Origin of the sequence: Bacteroides salyersiae (assembly GCF_031172035.1) — a bacterium.
Taxonomy (GTDB): Bacteria; Bacteroidota; Bacteroidia; order Bacteroidales; family Bacteroidaceae; genus Bacteroides; species Bacteroides salyersiae.
This window is the reverse complement of record NZ_CP133452.1, coordinates 4,488,751-4,506,876: the sequence shown is the minus strand read 5'-3', so window position 1 is coordinate 4,506,876 and position 18,126 is coordinate 4,488,751. Positions and strand designations below refer to the sequence as shown.

Genomic DNA, 18,126 nt, shown 5'->3' with positions numbered 1-18,126 from the left:
TAATTTATAATTTAGATTTATGAAGGGGGTAGGGTCATTTGAACAGGGCGACTGCCAGTGACGTTAATGATGTCAGCACCGAAAGGATACTTACCCATGGGGTGATGGCACTCATCTCAGAACTTCTTATTTTCGATTTTCTCGGTTCTACATACAGGATGTCGTTCTGTTGCAGATAATAATATGGAGAGGAGACGATACCCGGGTCTTTGAGGTCGAGTAGTACAATTTCTTTTCTGCCTTGCTCGTCTTCACGGAGTAGTTTCACGTTATTGCGTTTACCGTAAATGGTCATGTCGCCTGCCATGGCAAGGGCTTCGAAGACATTTACTTTTTCATTGGCTACGGTGAACGTGTTTGGTTTGCCAACTTCACCCAATACGGAAAATTTATAGTTGACCATGCGTACGTTCACGATGGGTTCTTCTTTCAAAAAGGCTTTCAGACGTTCGCAGATCACTGTTTCGGCTGCTCCTTTGGTGAGTCCTCCGAGGTGGAGTTTGCCTAAAATGGGAAAATCGATATCCCCGTTGTTATCTACCAGATAAGTTTGTTGTGGCGTATTGCCGGTGCTGCCTGTTGTTGCCGGTGATTGCAGACTTCCGTTCAGATTGAACGGGGCGGCCAATTCGGGTTCGGAGCAATGCACGGTAATGGTAAGCAGGTCTTTGGGCAGAATATGGGCATCATACAGGAAAGGTGGTTGTTCTGTGTATTTCAGGTATTCTCCATCCTGCATGTATGCAATATCTTTTTGGCTGCCGCATGAACTGAGCAGTAAAAGAATTAGGGTGGGGAGGAATAGTGATTTAGTTAATTTCATAATCGGGTGTTGTTTTTTTATTGTTTTTCTTTTTGAGTTTCAGTCGCACGATATCCGACAGGTATTTCGGGGTGGAGACAAAGTTACGTTTCCACATTCTGCGGGGTTCTTTGATAAGCCGTCCCAACCATTCCAGTCCCATGGCGATCATCCATTGGGGAGGACGGGGAGTGGTGCCGCCGTAAAAGCCGAACACAGCTCCAATTCCGGAGATGAGACGGGCTTGGAGCAGATGGCGGTTGGCGGCAATCCACTTTTCTTGTTTTGGGGCTGTCATGCCGACAAATAATACATCGGGTTTGAATGCGTTTACGGCCGCTATCATCGCGGCTGTTTCTTCTTCAGAAAAACGGTCGCGGTAAGGAGGGCTATAAGTATTGACCCGGATATGAGGATGCTCTGCATGAATACGTTCGGTAATATGTGTCAGTGTGCGCTGTGAGGCTCCGAGATAAAAGACGGAACCGGCAACCTTATCGAGTTGCTGAAGTACGTGCCGGTGAAGGTCGGCACCGGCCATTTTGCGGATACGTATTCCGAAAAGCCAACGGACGGCGAATACAATGCCTGTACCGTCGGGGATAAGCGCATCACTTTGCAGAAGGGCTTTTTTGAATTCTGTATCCCGGTGGGAAGTTACCCATGAGTGCGGATTGATGGTATTCACCACCACTTGCCGTTTGGGGATGGAATCAAAGCGGTAGTTGGTGGTGACGGAGAAATCTCCCAAAGGGATGGATGGGGATTGCTCCGATATTTTATTAAGCTCAGAATTGCCTGCTATTCTTTTTCTCCGTTGGTTGAGATAGACGTTAAAAAGAACGCCTGTCATGAGGTCAATCGTTAATAGGATATTGATATTGAGCCGTTTGTACAGAGAAATGTTCAGTGCGGTAAGACACAAGGTCGCTACTGTTAAAATCAATGTGATTTTACGGTGACTGTAACCCAAATCAAGAAGTTTGTGATGGATATGGTTGCGGTCGGGGTTGAAAATCGGTTTTCCTTGACTGGCGCGTACACACATCACTCTGGCTGTGTCAAATAGAGGGACAAATAATACGGACCAGGCAATAATGATAGGAGGGATACTTGGTGCAGTATTGTTGGCGGATGTTTGCATGCTATAATATATGGCAAGAAAACTAAGCATATAGCCTAAGGTCAGAGAGCCGGTATCACCCATAAACAGTTTTCTTTTGGCAATGGTGTTGTAATACAGGAAAGGGATGAGGGTACCTGTGATGGCGAAAGCCAGAATAGAAGTAGTCCGGTTTCCTGTAATGAGTAGACTGCTACCCAAAATAACGGATGCTACAATACTGAGTGTTGCTGCCAGACCGTCTACTCCGTCAATGAGATTGAGAGAATTGATGATATAAACAGTTAGCAGTGTTGTAAACGGTATTCCAATATAAGGGGATAATTCATATATGCCCAATAAACCATAGAGGTTGTCAATATAAGTTCCGGAAGATATCAATAGAAGGGCAGATAAAATCTGGATGATGAATTTGTGGGAATATCGGACACCAATCAAATCGTCTTTAATACCTAACAATACTAAAGGAAGTGCTCCACATATCATGAAAGAAAGGCGGATAATGGATTGTGCTGAATAATTGATGAAATATTCAGTGGTATATATGGCTTGTAAACCAGATACCGAAAGGAAGCTGAGCATAATTACGGGAAAAAAAGTAATACCGGCAAGTCGGGGAATCGGGTTTTTATGGGATTTCCGCTTGTCAGGCATATCATATAGACGTTTTCTTCTGGATATTAGAAGAATACGAGGCAGCATAATGCTTTCAATAAAAATGGCAATAAAAAAAGAAGCTGCACAACATGTTATCACACCAAATGTAGAGTTTATTAGGCTATTCATTGTTTGTTTTCATATTGTTCTCTTACTTATTAGGTAAGGGAACGACTAATCCTGAAAGATTGTCGGAAAGTGTTTGTTATGTTAATGTAGCCTAAAGTTTTTGTAGTTTCAGAGGTGAGAGATGTCTGTTTTGTAGAATTCTGTTTGATGTAATATTGTAATTACATCAAACAGAGTATTTGTATCAAATCTTTATTTATTGAACATTGTCTTTTTTAAAATACGTGTATTGGGGATATTAATTTGTGATTTAAGAAAAAAATATCACTCAAAATTGTCTCATATTGAAAATTTATATCTAATTTTGTGGCGATAAATGAATTGTTAGTCGTTCCCTTACCTAATAAGTAAGAGACTTCTTTTTGGTAATATTTTTTCTTTTCGAAGTTACTGCCGAAATAACTTTTTTATTTGCATCGCTCATCGTTTTATTATCCAATGATTCCAGATAGACATAGGTTACTTTTTCCGAGGAATGTCCCATGCCCGTGCTGATGATTGAAACTGGAATGCCATTTTCGCGCGCAGTGCTTGCCCATGTATGGCGGGCTACATATGAAGTCAATTGCGGAGTTATTTTTATTAAGTCTGATATTCGGTGCAAATGTTTGTTGTAGAGCCGCAAGGCGCTTTTATATTGTCTGTATCCTGTTTCTCCTGTTGCTGTGAGTATGGGTAGCAGATAAGCGGAATCTTTGCATCTACATGCGTAGCGTTTTATAATTTTGGCAGCACACTTTTCGATGGTGATATACAGTTGTTGTCCCGTTTTTTGGCGACGATAAATTAATATGTTTCCATTTACGTTGCTTTTGCGTAAATAGGCTAAATCGACAAATGGAATTCCCTGCAAATAGAAACTGAGTAGGAACATGTCACGGCTGAATTCTAATTGCGGACAATGGCTTAAGTCGGTTTCCAAAAGCTGGTTGATAAGGACTGGCTTTATAGCTCGTTTGGCTGTGGCGTCACATCCGACGAAAACATTCTCGAAAATTTCCTTGGTGTTCAGCGTGGCTACTCCGGCAGTGACAGCCTGGTTGAAAATAGATCGTAGCATGCGCATGTAAAGAGAAACTGTGTTGTCGAACAGCCCTTTTTGAAAAAGGTGCTGTTCGAACGCTTTTATGAGCTCTGGAGTGATCTTGTCAAAATGCATGTCGGGAGCATTGGTGAACAATTGCAACCGGTGCAGTGTGCTTAGATAGCTGTCGGCAGTGCTGTATCTGCCGGATAATTTTGCTTTTTTAATCAATGATTCTGTGAAGATTTGTATTTCCATTTTTTGGTTTTCTTTTTTTTATTTGTTCAATAAACAAAGTTTGTGCCTGGAATGATTTTAGTAGTTCAGATAATGGGCAGGTAAAGGTATGGTAAAAAAAAGAGCACTCTGCAATGCTTCTTCTATGATTTTATTTTGAATGACTGAATCGGCATTAACAAAAGAATCTGTAATTAGAGTGATGGATAATAGTATTTGCTGTTTTTTCGCAGGGTATTAATCATTTTAATGGAGAAATTATGGTAATAGCTTATTTAAGAGTAAGTACGGAAAAACAGTTTTTAGCCAACCAGAAGGAGGAGATTTTAAGGTTCGCGGAAAAGAACGGGCTGAGTATTGACAAATGGTACACTGAGACAGTGAGTGGGAGTGTAAGTACAAAAGAACGGAAATTGGCACCGTTGCTGAGACAGATGAAACCCGGAGATACTCTCATCGTGACGGAAATTTCGAGGCTGAGCAGGACGCTACTGGAAATCATGACAATTCTGAATTCGTGCATCAAAAAACAGGTGGTGCTGTATAGCACGAAGGAGGGGTATGTGTTTCAGAATGATATAAATAGTAAAGTACTGGGATTTGCATTTGGGCTGATGGCCGAGATAGAGCGCAACCTTATATCGATGCGTACAAAAGAAGCATTGGCACGACGGAAGCAGGAGGGAATACCTTTGGGGAGGCGGAAAGGGGATAATCCGAAATTGCAGTTGCTGTATGAAAATAAGAGGTATATTCTGAAACAGGCGAGAAGTGGTGCCAAGCACGCGAAGCTGGCACGTGAGTTCGGGGTATCCCGTACTACCATGTTCCGCTTCTTGAAAGCTGAAGGAATGACGGCAACGGCCTGAATAAGTTAATTGATGCCGTTGGGCTGATTTAAAAATTGTGAACTGTGAATTTGTCTGGCTTGACACCGTACGACAATTCCCAGTTCACAATTCTTGATTTAAAAGTTTGTTTCGATTTCCTCCGGTATGATTTATATGATCGGGAGGAAAACAGAAACCGGTGCTTAATTATTGGCTCTTTTATGCAGATTCTTAAGTTCGAATGCGAGCATGAATCTGAAGAAACCGATAATAAGGAAGGTGAATGAAATCATATAGACCGCATACAATGCACCTACTGCCGGTTGCCACAAAATGAGCAGCGAACAGAGAATGGCAAGAATGCCGAAAGCCATGTACCATCCCCAATCGCGGGTGCCATACCGTTTGAGGTCCATCGAATAACCGGTGGCAGAGAAACCACGGAACATAAGCCAAAAGGCAATGAGGAACGGAATGATTTCCATGCTGACCATCGGGTAGGCCACGAGGTAAATGCCGATGATGAGGTCGATGATACCGCCGGCAAGATACCAGCCCCAACTGGATACATGCTTGTTGCTTATTGCAAAAAGGATTTCAAGAATACCACTGATCAGCATGGAAATACTGAAGACAATGCTCAGGGCTACGTAACTGCTTAGCGGAGCAAACATAAGGCATATCGCCACACCGATATACAAAATACCTAAAATAAGGGACATCCACCAGTTCTTGACTGAGTGCTCGATCCCATCGAATACTGTTTTCATACGAATGTTGTTTTATGAATTGATACTATAATTTTGTTAGGAAAGTAACAAATAAAGGTGGAAAAGGTTTTTTTTCTGTGAACCTATTGTGAATTTTAATTGTTGTATATTCAAACGGATGAAAATCCGGATTCTCTAAGAATAATAAATTATTAAATAGTAAATATCTTTATGGCAACAACAAATTTCAAAGGACAACCGGTAAAACTGATCGGTGAATTTATACAAGTAGGTAAAGTAGCTCCGGATTTCGAGCTGGTGAAAACTGATTTGTCTTCTTTCTCTCTGAAAGATCTGAAAGGCAAAAATGTGGTTCTTAATATTTTTCCGAGTCTTGACACAAGTGTATGTGCTACTTCGGTACGTAAGTTCAATAAGATGGCAGCCGGATTGAAAGATACGGTGGTGTTGGCTATCTCTAAAGACCTTCCGTTTGCACATGCTCGGTTCTGTACCACAGAAGGCATCGAAAATGTGGTTCCTCTGTCGGATTTCCGTTATTCGGATTTTGACGAAAGCTATGGTGTACGCATGGCCGATGGTCCGCTTGCAGGTTTGCTGGCGCGTTCGGTAGTGGTGATTGGCAAAGATGGCACGGTAGCTTATACGGAACTCGTGCCGGAGATTACTCAGGAGCCTGATTATGAGAAGGCATTAGCCGCCGTGAAAGAATAGAAAAGGCATTATGAAAAGAGCGTATCCGTGCCCATAGCTTAAGGATGGGCATGGGTTTTGAAAATTTTGACCTAATAGGAGCTGGCCTATGGATTCGGTAATTCGCCGGATCTTCAGTTCTTGTTAGGTTGTGTTTTTTTTAAAAGGTATCAATAACCTAAACCAAGCAACATGAATAAAAAACAAATGTGGTTCATCGCCCTGGCATTTCTGGGTGTAGGGACAGTGTCGGCTCAAACGGAGACGGCAGAAGGTACTTCTCCATGGACGAGAGAAGGAAATTTAGGGTTGAAACTGACCCAAGTAAGTTTGACAAACTGGGCTGCCGGTGGTGATAACTCCGTAGCTTTTGACTTTCAAGGCGCTTATCAGGCCAATTATAAAAAAGGAAAACATCTTTGGAACAACCGGCTTGAACTGGCTTACGGATTGAACAGGACCGGCGAAGACGGGACGAAGAAAGCCAATGATAAAATCTACCTGAACTCTAATTACGGATATTCTATTGCAAAAAGCTGGTATGCCAGTGCATTTGCTACTTTCCAGACGCAATTCTCGCCCGGATATGATTATAGTATAAGCAAGGATATTTCTGTTTCCGAATTTATGTCCCCTGCCTATCTCACCACCGGATTGGGATTTACTTATGAACCGAATAAGATTTTCACCGTGGTGTTGTCACCGGCTTCTTGGCGCGGAACGTTTGTGCTGAACGATCGCCTGTCCGATGAAGGGGCTTATGGGGTAGATCCGGGAAAGCATCTGTTATCCAGTTTCGGAGCTAATCTGAAAGGGGAAGTGCGGTATGAATTCATGAAGAATATGACGGTTTATTCCCGTCTGGATTTATATTCCGATTACCTGCACAAACCGCAGAATATCGACGTGAACTGGGAAGTACAGATCAATATGGCCATCAATAAATGGTTCTCGACTACTCTGACCACTAATCTGGTGTATGATGATGATGTGAAAATTGCACAGAAAGACGGAACGAAAGGACCGAGAGTGCAGTTCAAAGAAATATTAGGAGTGGGGTTACAATTTAATTTCTGACTTATTGAATTATGAATTCTGATTTATGAATTATGCCATGCGGTATGACAACGCAGTTGTAATTCATAAATCAGAATTCATAATTCGGAAATCATTTTCCTTTTTTCATTCCTTTATAAATCAGGAAACCAACGATGAATACGCCGACGGCGATAAAGAAATAGCCTATCTCATGGCTGTATTCAGTTACGCGTGCCAATAGCTGTTCTTCACTTTCGATACCCGGAACGGATGCTAAATTGTATCCGATGGCGGCAAGGATCGCATTCCATAAACCGGCACCAAGAGTGGTGTATAGCAGGAAAGTGCCGAGCTTCATACGTGCCAGTCCTGCAGGAATGGAGATTAACTGACGTACGGCAGGAATGAGACGGCCGATAAAAGTGGAAAGAGCTCCATGCTTGTCGAAGTATTCTTCGGCATGTTGCACTTTAGCTTCATCGATAAGGCACATATGTCCGAGACGGCTGTTGGCAAACTTATAGACGATGGGACGTCCCAGCCAGTAGGCCAGATAGTAGTTGATGATCGCTCCGATATTTGCACCGAGAGTAGCGAACAATACTACGAGATAAACATTCATCTCATCGTTTACTGCTGCTTTGTAGGCGGCAGGAGGCACGACCACTTCGGACGGAAAAGGAATAAAAGAACTCTCGATGGCCATTAACAGAGTAATAGTCCAGTAGTTAAGGTGATCGAGACACCATTGAATAAAGGCTACAGATTCCATTTGCTTTCTATTAATATTGGGTTTTAATCATTTTCTTTTTCATCCGGATATTCATTTTCATCTTCATCTTCATCCTCGTCTTCATCCGAATCCTCATTCTTGAATTCATCGATTTCCTGTATAAATTGATCGATTTTCTTTCGCATGCCCCCATCGACACAATCCAAAGCCATGGCTTCCTGAACATCTCGTAGGTTGAGAGGCGGATCCAGTAGCTGATTGTATTTTTCGAATCCTTTATAATCTTGCTGGATCAGACAGAGAGAAGCCAGGCGGATATCGATACTCGGATGTTCCGGTTCTAATCTTTTGGCTTCTTCGAGACACATGCGTGCATTCTCCAACATATTGCAATTTAGATAGTAATTGCCTATTCGTATCAGTGTTTCCGCTTCGGGGGCACAGCGTATGGCAACTTTCCAAGACTCTTTTGCTTTATCGATTTCTTTTTCTTCCAGATAAATATATCCTTCCTGTAGATAGAGTTCTGCGCTTTCGGGCGTCTTTTCCTTTGCTCTTTCGCAGATTTGATGAGCCTCTTCATATCTACCCATTTTGGAAAGGCAGTATGCTTCATTGCTGTATATATCTGTCAAGATAGGGGATTCCTCGTCTCCGATAAATTTTAAAGCCCGTTCGTAGTTTTGATAGCCCAGTTCCCAGTTTTCCAGATGAGTGTAGGCCAATCCGATAAACATATGGGCGAATTCGGGAGGAATACTTTGGCCTTTGAGTGCCAACTGATACTCTTGGATAGCTTTCGATTCATTCTCCAAGTGGAAAAAGCTATGGGCTTTCATGAGGTGGGCTTCTCCAAAATTCTCATCGGCAGCCAGGGCAAAATCGCAGGCTTCAATGGTTTTCTCAAATTCTTGCCGGTTAAAATGAGATTTGGCCAATCCGGTCCAATAGGACGGGTCGTAAGGATTTTTATCTATCAGTTTGTTATAGATATAGATTGCTTGCTCGTCGTGATCGCCACTGCGGTAACAGTCCGCCATAGCGGCCAGAAAATCCTCTTCTTCTTTGTATTCCTCTATGCCGAGCGTAAGCCACGATAATGCTTTTTCGGGATATCCCATGTCCATATAGAGGTAAGACACATCAAGAATGGTGTTTAGCGATTCCTTGTCTTCAATAGAATCGAGCAACTTTTCCGCTTCATCCAGATTACCTTCGTTCAGCAGGATTTCGGCTTTCAGCAACTTGACTTCCGTTTCGTAGGTTTCGGTTATGCATTCGGCTACGTTCTTGGCTTTCTGGAGTTTCATGGTGTCCAGATACAGATAAGCTTGTTCTACCATGAGGTCGGTATGTCCCGGATGAAGTTCCAGGCCGTAGCTGATTACTTCCTGTGCTTCATCAAAGCGCCGACTGAGGGCATATCTGTCAGCAATATCCGCGAGTTGGTCTCCATCCAGATAAAGTGGTTTGTTTTCTTTTTTCGCCGTTTCGTAGTCGGCTATGAGTTCGTTTAGTTCCTGATCTTTATCAGATGAATTATTTTTTCTTGCCATGTGATGTAGTGATAAGTGATTAGTAATTAATAATGTAATGATAAGTGATAAGTGATTAGTGCAATGCAGCATATAGCGTAGCCTACTAATCACTTATCACTTATCGCTTATCACTATTTGTTAATTTTCCCCCATGTATCTTTCAACCCTACGGTACGGTTGAATACTAACTTGTCGGGAGTGGAGTCTTTGTCTATATTAAAATAACCGATTCGCTGGAATTGCAGATAAGAGAGATTAGGCAGGGTGGCTACGAATTTTTCGACGTAGCAGCGGTTAAGTATCTGCAATGAATCGGGGTTGATAATCTCTTTCATGGCTTCCAGGGCTTCGCAGTTTTTGGCTTCGCGGATGGCGGCCAGTTCGTCGCGTGGATTTTCTACTTTCCAGAGACGATCGTAAAGGCGTACTTCGGCAGGCAGGCAATGGGCGCAACTGAGCCAGTGTAGTGTCCCTTTGACCTTGCGGTTTGCATCGGGCATGCCGCTTTTGGTATGCGGGTCGTATTCACAGTACACTTCGGTTATCGTTCCGTTTTCATCTTTTTTGCAGCCTGTACACTTCACGATGTAGGCATTTTTGAGACGTACTTCCTGGCCCGGAGTCATTCGGAAATATTTTTTCGGAGCATCTTCCATGAAGTCTTCGCGTTCTATCCACAGTTCACGGCTGAATTCGATGGTATGGCTTCCGGCTTCCGGATCTTCGGGATTGTTGATGGCTTCCAGCTCTTCCACTTTGCCTTCGGGATAGTTGGTGATTATCAATTTTACCGGATTCAATACGGCGGAAACACGGGTTGCACGAATATTCAGATCTTCGCGAACGGCACTCTCCAGCAGCGCGAACTCATTAAGCGCATCGTAGGTGGTATATCCTATTTTATCAACGAACTTACGGATGGACTCCGGGGAGTATCCGCGACGGCGGAATCCGCAGATGGTAGGCATACGGGGGTCGTCCCAGCCGTTCACCAAGCCTTCTTTCACCAGAGTAAGCAGGTTGCGTTTACTCATCAGGGTATAACTGAGGTTTAACTTGTTGAATTCGTACTGGCGGGGGCGGTTATCGTTCAGGTCGTTGCCTTCTTTGAGCCAGTCGATAAACAGGTCGTACAGTGGACGGTGCACGACGAACTCCAACGTACAGAGTGAATGGGTAACTCCTTCGAAGAAGTCACTTTGTCCGTGTGCAAAGTCGTACATCGGGTAGGCTTTCCAAGTGGTTCCGGTACGGTGGTGAGGATGTTTCACCACACGATAGATAATCGGGTCGCGGAAGTGCATATTCGGGTTTGCCATGTCGATTTTGGCACGGAGCACCATAGCACCTTCTTCGATCTCGCCACTGTTCATCTTGCGGAACAGGGTAAGGCTCTCTTCGACAGGACGGTTGCGGTAAGGGCTTTCGGTTCCCGGTTGGGTGGGAGTTCCTTTTTGTGCGGCGATTTGTTCGGAAGTCTGCTCGTCGATGTAGGCTTTTCCTTCTTGGATCAACCGTACGGCAAAGTCCCAGAGTTGCTGGAAATAATCGGATGCATAATACACATTTCCCCACTCGAAACCCAGCCATTTGATATCTTCTTCGATGGCTTCTACATACTCTACGTCCTCTTTGGTCGGGTTTGTATCGTCGAAACGAAGGTTGCACACGCCACCGTGACGGGCTGCCAGACCGAAATCAAGGCAAATAGCCTTGGCATGGCCGATATGAAGGTAGCCGTTCGGTTCCGGCGGGAAACGTGTCTGCACCTTTCCTCCGTTTTTACCTTCTTTTAAATCATTTTCTACAATTTGCTCAATAAAGTTGAGGCTTTTCTTTTCGCCTGTAACCTCTTCGTCCTTAATATCTGTCATAGCGTTTAAATAAGTTATGAGTTACGAGAGATAATAACTGCTGAAGATGACTCGTAACCAAATATGCTACAAAAGTATGATATTTTTTTCGTATATCCTTATTTCACCGGAATATATCCGCTCTTTTTTATTATATCCTGTCCTTCGCCGGAGAGAATAAAGTCGATGAGAGGGGCTACTGCTTCTTTGTTGTTCGCATTATAGTAATAGTAAAGGGGACGCACGATAGGGTAAGTTTTATTTGTCGCGTTTTCCACACTGGGATGGGCATAATGCATACCGTTATCGTAGGATACGGCTAATGTTTTGACACGTGGTGATACATAGGCCAGACCGACATAGCCGATAGCACCTTTGGTCTGGCTGACAGATTGAATCACGGCACCGGTGGCGGGCATGGAAAGGCTGCCGGACATGTAGTTCTTGTTCTTCAGTACGCTTTCTTTGAAGAACTCGTAAGTTCCCGAAGAAGTCTCGCGGGAGTAAACGATGATTTTCCGGTTTTCACCTCCTACCTGTTGCCAGTTGGTGATTTTACCACGGAAGATGTCTTCCAGTTGCTGACGTGTAAGCTGTTTTACCGGATTGGAGGGATGCACCACCACGGCCAAGGCGTCATAGGCGACAATCGTCTCTTCTATATCTGTTTGGACGGCTTTAGCTTTCATCTTTTCACTGAACTTGATGGGACGGGAAGCCATGGCAATGTCTGTTGTGTTGTCCATCAATGCGGCGATACCCACACCGGTTCCGCCTCCGGTGACGGTGACGCGGGCATCGGCATGTTTGTTCATGAAACGCTCTGCAGTTTGCTGGGCAACCGGAAGGACGGTATCACTACCCTTGATGCGTTGAGCATGGAGACTGGTAATGGCAAGGGAAAAAAATAGAAATAATATACTTTTTACTTTCATGGGAATGATGAATTATGATTTAATATACATGAACTGACTATTATTTGGAATAGATTCAACTTATGGGTTTTATGAATGATAATTTATGGGGCAATGACTGATTGCGATGGCAAATTAAAGGAGAAGATGTTACATTGCTGTTTCAAAATCTTCTTCGGTATTCATTGTAACAGGATTGTAATATGTTTGAAACAATTCCTTCAAACGATGTTCACACCGTCTTAACATAATACCCTTTCCTTTGCATCAGAAATCAACAGGTATGAAGAAGATTTTTGAAAAGATAGTGGAAGGAATATTGACTTGTAGCGGTTTTGTTACAAGTGTTACGATCCTGCTTATCGTACTGTTCTTGTTTACCGAAGCATTCGGGCTGTTTGGCAGTAAAGTGATAGAAGAAGGATATGTTCTCGCTTTGAATAAGGAGAATAAGGTCAATCAACTGAGTCCGGCTCAGATAAAAGATGTTTTCGATGAAGAGATAACGAACTGGGAAGAACTCGGTGGGGAGAATCTCCCTATCCGGGTTTTCCGTTTGGAGGATATCACCCGGTATTATACGGAAGAAGAATTGGGGGATGCTTATCAACATGCCGGGGCATGTATTACGAAACTGGTTGAAAAGACTCCGGGAATTGTTGCTTTTGTTCCGCAGCAGTTTATCACCGAACCGGAACAGGTGCATTTTATCAAAGACAATACGATTTCTGTGAAAGACGTGTTTGCAGGCGCTGAGTGGTTTCCTACGGCAACTCCGGCGCCTTTATTCGGCTTTTTACCTTTGATTACGGGCACGTTGTGGGTGAGTCTTTTTGCGATTCTTATAGCGTTGCCTTTCGGACTTTCGGTTTCTATTTATATGTCCGAAATAGCCGGTTCGAAAGTGCGTAAATGGTTGAAACCTGTTATTGAATTGTTGAGTGGTATACCATCGGTGGTGTACGGGTTCTTCGGGCTGATTGTAATAGTGCCGCTTATACAGAAGGTGTTCGATCTCCCGGTGGGAGAGAGCGGGTTGGCAGGAAGCATTGTGCTGGCTATCATGGCATTGCCTACCATTATTACCGTTACGGAAGACGCCATGCGTAATTGTCCGCGAGCCATGCGTGAAGCGAGTCTGGCTTTGGGAGCTTCGCAATGGCAGACTACCTATAAAGTGGTTATTCCGTATTCTATTTCCGGCATAACTTCGGGGGTGGTACTGGGCATCGGCCGTGCTATCGGTGAAACAATGGCCGTGCTGATGGTAACCGGAAATGCTGCGGTGATTCCGACTACTATTCTGGAACCTCTGCGCACCATTCCCGCTACTATTGCTGCCGAACTGGGAGAAGCCCCTGCAGGAGGCCCTCATTACCAGGCTTTGTTCTTGCTGGGGGTAGTGCTGTTCTTTATTACATTAATAATCAATTTTAGCGTGGAATATATTTCGTCCAAAGGTGTGAAACGCAGCAAATGAAAACGGATAGTACACTTGATGAAGGTTAGCAATATATCAGATGCGAACCAACACTATATCAAGTGAATGCTGACAATATATCAGATGTATGCTAACAATATATCAAATGAATGCCGACAGTGTATCAGATGAAAAAGAAAAATAAATAGAGATGGAAATAACAAGTAATAATAAAGCCAAACGCCGTTCGCAGAAGATCGCTTTCGGAATATTCCGTTTGTTGAGTGTATGCATCGTCTTGATTCTTTTTACGATATTGGGTTTCATTATATATAGAGGTGTCGGTGTCATCAGTTGGGATTTTATCTTTTCGGCACCTACCGATGGTATGACGGGAGGAGGTATCTGGCCCGCTATTGTAGGTACATTTTATCTGATGGTAGGTAGTGCGCTTTTCGCTTTTCCGGTGGGGGTGATGAGTGGCATTTATATGAATGAATATGCTCCGAAAGGGAAACTCGTTCGTTTTATACGTGTGATGACAAATAATCTGAGTGGTATTCCGTCTATTGTATTCGGGCTTTTCGGTATGGCTTTGTTTGTGAACTATCTTGGTTTTGGCGATAGCATACTGGCCGGTTCGCTGACACTGGGATTGCTTTGTGTACCTTTGGTGATCCGTACTACGGAAGAGGCCTTGAAGGCGATTCCCGATAGTTTACGCGAGGGAAGCCGGGCTTTGGGGGCTACTAAATTACAGACTATCTGGCATGTTATTTTACCGATGGGAGTTCCTAATATCATAACCGGACTGATTCTTGCTTTGGGACGTGTATCCGGCGAAACGGCTCCGATATTGTTTACTTGTGCGGCTTATTTCTTGCCGCAGTTGCCTACAAGTATTTTAGATCAGTGTATGGCCTTGCCCTATCACCTGTATGTGATATCGACCAGTGGGACAGATATGGATGCCCAGCTACCGTTGGCCTATGGCACGGCGTTGGTACTGATTGTGATCATATTGCTGATAAATTTATTGGCAAATGCATTAAGAAGATATTTTGAGAAAAAGGTAAGAACAAATTAAAGAGACAGATGGATTTACGATTAGACGATTTACGAATTACGATTGAAGTTAGATAAAGAGATTTTATGATTAGACGATTTACAATTGGAGATAAATGGATTTACGGTACTATAAATTGCAATACAACTCGAAACGAAAAGCGATGCAATTCAAGACAGTTGTAATATCAATCGTAAATTGTAAATCGTCTAATCGTAAATAAAAAGAATGATATTTTTATGATAAATGCCCGTGATGTAAATTTTTGGTATGGTGACTTTCATGCTTTGAAAGGGATCAGTATGGAGATAGAAGAGAAGTCCGTAGTTGCTTTTATCGGCCCTTCCGGATGCGGTAAATCTACTTTTCTCCGCCTGTTTAACCGTATGAATGATTTGATTCCTGCCACCCGTCTGACAGGAGAAATCCGTATCAATGGTGAGAATATCTACGATAAGGGGATAGAAGTAGATGAACTACGGAAAAACGTAGGAATGGTTTTTCAGCGTCCGAATCCTTTTCTGAAAAGTATTTTTGAAAATGTTGCCTATGGCTTGCGTGTAAATGGAGTGAAAGACAATGCTTTCATCCGTCAACGGGTGGAAGAGACCCTGAAAGGTGCTGCGCTTTGGGATGAGGTGAAAGATAAGTTGAAGGAGTCGGCGTACGCTCTTTCCGGCGGACAGCAGCAGCGCCTTTGTATTGCCCGTGCAATGGCTGTTTCTCCTACGGTTTTGTTGATGGATGAACCGGCATCCGCACTCGATCCCATTTCTACTGCAAAGGTGGAGGAGCTGATTCATGAGTTGAAGGAGCGATACACCATTGTGATCGTGACGCACAATATGCAGCAGGCTGCCCGCGTTAGTGATAAAACGGCTTTCTTCTATCTGGGGCAAATGGTGGAATACGACGATACAAAGAAAATTTTTACAAATCCGGAAAAAGAGGCAACACAGAATTATATTACCGGGAGGTTTGGGTAGGAATCTATGTGGATGTCGGGTCCGGTATTCCTTAATTTTTAAATTTTTAATTATTTCATACTATGGTAAAGTTTATAGAATCGGAGCTCATTCTGCTTAAAAAAGAGATTGACGAAATGTGGACACTGGTTTATAATCAGTTGGATAGGGCAGGAGAGGCTGTACTCACGCTCGATAAAGAGTTGGCTCAACAGGTTATTGTCCGTGAACGGCGGGTGAATGCTTTTGAGCTTAAGATAGACAGCGATGTGGAGGATGTGATTGCTTTGTATAATCCGGTAGCCATTGATTTGCGCTTTGTGCTTGCAATGCTCAAAATAAATACCAATCTGGAACGCCTGGGAGATTTTGCCGAAGGAATTGCCCGTTTCGTATTGAAGTGTGAAGAGCCTGCATTGGACCCGGACTTACTGAAACATCTGCGTTTGGAGGAGATGCAGGGGGAGGTGCTCTCTATGCTCGAACTGGCAAAACGTGCCTTGAATGAGGAAAGTATCGAATTGGCAACATCGGTTTTTGCGAAGGATAATCTTCTGGATGAAATCAATGCCGGGGCTACCTCCGTTCTTGCCGGCTATATGAAAGAACATCCGGAAAGCATGCTTTCCTGTCTGAATCTTGTCAGTGTATTCCGTAAGTTGGAACGCTCCGGAGACCATATAACGAATATTGCCGAAGAAATTGTGTTCTTCATTGATGCAAAGGTGCTCAAGCACAGCGGAAAGACGGATGAACACTATCAGGAAAAGTAACATTTTGAAACTTTTTATACAAAAATTAGTGCTACTTAAAAAAATGTTCTATATTTGTCTCCTGTAACGGGTAAGTTACAGGAGATTTTTCTTGAAATGATAATAAATCCAAAGATTTTTCAAAAAGATGTTATAAGACATGTTTTATAATTTGGTTCATAACAGGAAAAGGACCTATATTTGCACCGTTATCCTGAAAACAATCTTTTTACCTTAAAAAAAAACTAATACCTATTGAAAACTGAGAAATGGAGCTTTGTGAAAAGCCCCATTTTTTTTGCGTCTATAGCTCATAACAATTAACACAGATTATTTGTTTAGTCCACGTTTATCGGTTTCAATTTTGTATCTTTGCATCTATGATTAATGAGTATGTTTTGAAGCGTATTCTTCAATCATAGATAGTGAATCGTTAAATTATTAATAATAAACCGCTTTATGTTTTCCGGAATAGTAGAAGAATATGCTACCCTTGTAGCACTGGTGAAAGACCAGGAGAATATACACTTTACCTTCAAGTGTTCGTTTGTGAATGAACTGAAAATCGACCAAAGTATTTCACACAATGGGGTGTGTCTGACAGTAGTTGATCTTACTGATGATACCTATACCGTGACTGCCATGAAAGAGACTCTGGAACGTTCCAATCTCGGGCTGCTGAAGGTAGGTGACAAGGTGAATGTAGAACGTAGCATGATGATGAACGGCCGTTTGGACGGGCATATCGTGCAAGGACATGTGGACCAGACCGCTACTTGCGTGGATATAAAGGATGCGGATGGAAGTTGGTATTTCACGTTCAAATATGCATTTGACAAAGAGATGGCGAAACGTGGATATATTACTGTAGACAAAGGGTCGGTAACGGTAAATGGTGTTAGTCTGACAGTATGTAACCCTACGGATGATACCTTCCAGGTGGCTATCATACCTTATACTTATGAGCATACCAATTTCCATACTTTCGTTATTGGCAGCATAGTGAATATCGAGTTTGATATTATCGGTAAATATATCAGTCGGATGATTGTCTGATTGATGAATCATAATTTATAAGTCACATGGATTTTCAGCAATTAGTCAATTCCCGGCAAAGCGACCGTGCTTATGACAAGGAGCGTCCGGTAGAGCCGGAAAAGTTAGTTCGTATATTAGAAGCGGGGTGTCTGGCTCCTTCGGCTTGTAACGCGCAACCGTGGAAGTTTGTGGTAGTCACAGATAAGGATTTAGCCGGTAAAGTGGGAAGGGCGGCCGCCGGATTGGGAATGAATAAGTTTGCTAAAGATGCTCCCGTACATATTTTGATTGTAGAAGAATCTGCCAATATCACCTCTCTGCTGGGAGGGAAAGTGAAAGACAAACATTTCCCTTTGATTGACATAGGCATTGCTGCTTCCCATATGGTTCTTGCCGCAGAAAGCGAAGGCTTAGGCTCATGTATTCTTGGCTGGTTTGATGAAAAAAAGATCAAGCAACTGACTGGTATTCCCTCTTCCAAGCGGTTGCTGCTCGATATCATTATCGGCTATCCTCTGAAAGAGAAACGGAAGAAAATCCGCAAGGCAAGGGAGAAGGTGGTCTCATATAATAAATACTGAAA

At 43.0% G+C, this 18,126-nt stretch carries 17 protein-coding genes; 9 read left to right on the top strand and 8 right to left on the bottom strand.

Annotated elements, in window-relative coordinates; all coding sequences use genetic code 11:
- Positions 1-34: 34 nt before the first annotated feature.
- From RB604_RS17180 to RB604_RS17170, 3 genes are all read right to left on the bottom strand, one after another.
- Positions 35-823: a polysaccharide biosynthesis/export family protein gene (locus RB604_RS17180; protein WP_007482059.1), complete on the bottom strand. Its 789-nt coding sequence runs from the start codon at positions 821-823 to the stop codon at positions 35-37.
- A complete protein-coding gene (locus RB604_RS17175) occupies positions 810-2,579 on the bottom strand; it encodes a WecB/TagA/CpsF family glycosyltransferase (protein WP_055294304.1) in 1,770 nt (589 codons plus the stop codon). The genes RB604_RS17180 and RB604_RS17175 overlap by 14 nt, the downstream gene beginning before the upstream one ends.
- 472 nt (positions 2,580-3,051) lie before the next feature.
- Complete coding sequence (locus RB604_RS17170) at positions 3,052-3,993, bottom strand: tyrosine-type recombinase/integrase (protein ID WP_005931069.1); 942 nt, start codon at positions 3,991-3,993, stop codon at positions 3,052-3,054.
- Between the two features lie 239 nt (positions 3,994-4,232).
- Here RB604_RS17170 and RB604_RS17165 point away from each other — a divergent pair, with 239 nt between their 5' ends.
- On the top strand, positions 4,233-4,841 hold the full coding sequence (locus RB604_RS17165) for a master DNA invertase Mpi family serine-type recombinase (RefSeq protein WP_005931072.1): 609 nt from the start codon (positions 4,233-4,235) through the stop codon (positions 4,839-4,841).
- Positions 4,842-5,005: 164 nt separating this feature from the next.
- On the opposite strand, the gene RB604_RS17160 is transcribed toward RB604_RS17165, so the two are convergent.
- A complete protein-coding gene (locus RB604_RS17160; RefSeq protein ID WP_005931075.1) occupies positions 5,006-5,572 on the bottom strand; it encodes an HdeD family acid-resistance protein in 567 nt (188 codons plus the stop codon).
- Positions 5,573-5,743: 171 nt separating this feature from the next.
- Here RB604_RS17160 and tpx point away from each other — a divergent pair, with 171 nt between their 5' ends.
- Both tpx and RB604_RS17150 read left to right on the top strand, forming a co-directional pair.
- Positions 5,744-6,247: a thiol peroxidase gene (gene tpx / locus RB604_RS17155; protein ID WP_005931078.1), complete on the top strand. Its 504-nt coding sequence runs from the start codon at positions 5,744-5,746 to the stop codon at positions 6,245-6,247.
- A 171-nt stretch (positions 6,248-6,418) separates the two neighbouring features.
- Positions 6,419-7,303: a DUF3078 domain-containing protein gene (locus RB604_RS17150; protein WP_025819534.1), complete on the top strand. Its 885-nt coding sequence runs from the start codon at positions 6,419-6,421 to the stop codon at positions 7,301-7,303.
- Between the two features lie 91 nt (positions 7,304-7,394).
- Here the strand turns inward: RB604_RS17150 and RB604_RS17145 are convergent, their stop codons facing one another.
- From RB604_RS17145 to RB604_RS17130, 4 genes are all read right to left on the bottom strand, one after another.
- A complete protein-coding gene (locus RB604_RS17145) occupies positions 7,395-8,036 on the bottom strand; it encodes a DedA family protein (protein ID WP_021935446.1) in 642 nt (213 codons plus the stop codon).
- A gap of 23 nt (positions 8,037-8,059) precedes the next feature.
- On the bottom strand, positions 8,060-9,553 hold the full coding sequence (locus tag RB604_RS17140; protein WP_055294307.1) for a tetratricopeptide repeat protein: 1,494 nt from the start codon (positions 9,551-9,553) through the stop codon (positions 8,060-8,062).
- A 113-nt stretch (positions 9,554-9,666) separates the two neighbouring features.
- On the bottom strand, positions 9,667-11,409 hold the full coding sequence (locus RB604_RS17135) for a glutamine--tRNA ligase/YqeY domain fusion protein (protein ID WP_005931086.1): 1,743 nt from the start codon (positions 11,407-11,409) through the stop codon (positions 9,667-9,669).
- Between the two features lie 98 nt (positions 11,410-11,507).
- Positions 11,508-12,323 (bottom strand): PstS family phosphate ABC transporter substrate-binding protein, encoded by an 816-nt coding sequence (locus RB604_RS17130; protein ID WP_005931088.1) that lies wholly within the window; start codon positions 12,321-12,323, stop codon positions 11,508-11,510.
- 262 nt (positions 12,324-12,585) lie between these two features.
- On the opposite strand from RB604_RS17130, the gene pstC reads away from it, so the two are divergent.
- From pstC to RB604_RS17100, 6 genes are all read left to right on the top strand, one after another.
- Positions 12,586-13,782, top strand: coding sequence for a phosphate ABC transporter permease subunit PstC (pstC, locus tag RB604_RS17125; protein WP_055294309.1), 1,197 nt, complete (start codon positions 12,586-12,588; stop codon positions 13,780-13,782).
- 151 nt (positions 13,783-13,933) lie between these two features.
- Entirely contained in the window at positions 13,934-14,809 is an 876-nt protein-coding gene (pstA, locus tag RB604_RS17120; protein ID WP_005931092.1) for a phosphate ABC transporter permease PstA, read from the top strand.
- Positions 14,810-15,027: 218 nt separating this feature from the next.
- Entirely contained in the window at positions 15,028-15,774 is a 747-nt protein-coding gene (gene pstB, locus RB604_RS17115) for a phosphate ABC transporter ATP-binding protein PstB (protein ID WP_309006402.1), read from the top strand.
- A 62-nt stretch (positions 15,775-15,836) separates the two neighbouring features.
- On the top strand, positions 15,837-16,526 hold the full coding sequence (gene phoU / locus RB604_RS17110) for a phosphate signaling complex protein PhoU (protein ID WP_005931095.1): 690 nt from the start codon (positions 15,837-15,839) through the stop codon (positions 16,524-16,526).
- A gap of 438 nt (positions 16,527-16,964) precedes the next feature.
- Positions 16,965-17,561, top strand: a complete 597-nt coding sequence (locus tag RB604_RS17105; RefSeq protein ID WP_005931096.1) for a riboflavin synthase — start codon at positions 16,965-16,967, stop codon at positions 17,559-17,561.
- Between the two features lie 26 nt (positions 17,562-17,587).
- Entirely contained in the window at positions 17,588-18,124 is a 537-nt protein-coding gene (locus tag RB604_RS17100) for a nitroreductase family protein (RefSeq protein ID WP_005931099.1), read from the top strand.
- The last annotated feature ends 2 nt before the right edge of the window (positions 18,125-18,126 follow it).

Bases quoted from the DNA above. Each gene is read 5' to 3' on its own strand.
- RB604_RS17165 (WP_005931072.1), top strand. From the start codon at position 4,233: ATGGTAATAGCTTATTTAAGAGTAAGTACGGAAAAACAGTTTTTAGCC.
- RB604_RS17170 (WP_005931069.1), bottom strand. From the start codon at position 3,993: ATGGAAATACAAATCTTCACAGAATCATTGATTAAAAAAGCAAAATTA.
- RB604_RS17135 (WP_005931086.1), bottom strand. From the start codon at position 11,409: ATGACAGATATTAAGGACGAAGAGGTTACAGGCGAAAAGAAAAGCCTC.
- RB604_RS17180 (WP_007482059.1), bottom strand. From the start codon at position 823: ATGAAATTAACTAAATCACTATTCCTCCCCACCCTAATTCTTTTACTG.
- RB604_RS17105 (WP_005931096.1), top strand. From the start codon at position 16,965: ATGTTTTCCGGAATAGTAGAAGAATATGCTACCCTTGTAGCACTGGTG.
- pstB (WP_309006402.1), top strand. From the start codon at position 15,028: ATGATAAATGCCCGTGATGTAAATTTTTGGTATGGTGACTTTCATGCT.
- RB604_RS17160 (WP_005931075.1), bottom strand. From the start codon at position 5,572: ATGAAAACAGTATTCGATGGGATCGAGCACTCAGTCAAGAACTGGTGG.
- phoU (WP_005931095.1), top strand. From the start codon at position 15,837: ATGGTAAAGTTTATAGAATCGGAGCTCATTCTGCTTAAAAAAGAGATT.
- RB604_RS17130 (WP_005931088.1), bottom strand. From the start codon at position 12,323: ATGAAAGTAAAAAGTATATTATTTCTATTTTTTTCCCTTGCCATTACC.
- RB604_RS17150 (WP_025819534.1), top strand. From the start codon at position 6,419: ATGAATAAAAAACAAATGTGGTTCATCGCCCTGGCATTTCTGGGTGTA.
- RB604_RS17145 (WP_021935446.1), bottom strand. From the start codon at position 8,036: ATGGAATCTGTAGCCTTTATTCAATGGTGTCTCGATCACCTTAACTAC.
- RB604_RS17100 (WP_005931099.1), top strand. From the start codon at position 17,588: ATGGATTTTCAGCAATTAGTCAATTCCCGGCAAAGCGACCGTGCTTAT.
- pstA (WP_005931092.1), top strand. From the start codon at position 13,934: ATGGAAATAACAAGTAATAATAAAGCCAAACGCCGTTCGCAGAAGATC.
- pstC (WP_055294309.1), top strand. From the start codon at position 12,586: ATGAAGAAGATTTTTGAAAAGATAGTGGAAGGAATATTGACTTGTAGC.
- tpx (WP_005931078.1), top strand. From the start codon at position 5,744: ATGGCAACAACAAATTTCAAAGGACAACCGGTAAAACTGATCGGTGAA.
- RB604_RS17140 (WP_055294307.1), bottom strand. From the start codon at position 9,553: ATGGCAAGAAAAAATAATTCATCTGATAAAGATCAGGAACTAAACGAA.
- RB604_RS17175 (WP_055294304.1), bottom strand. From the start codon at position 2,579: ATGCCTGACAAGCGGAAATCCCATAAAAACCCGATTCCCCGACTTGCC.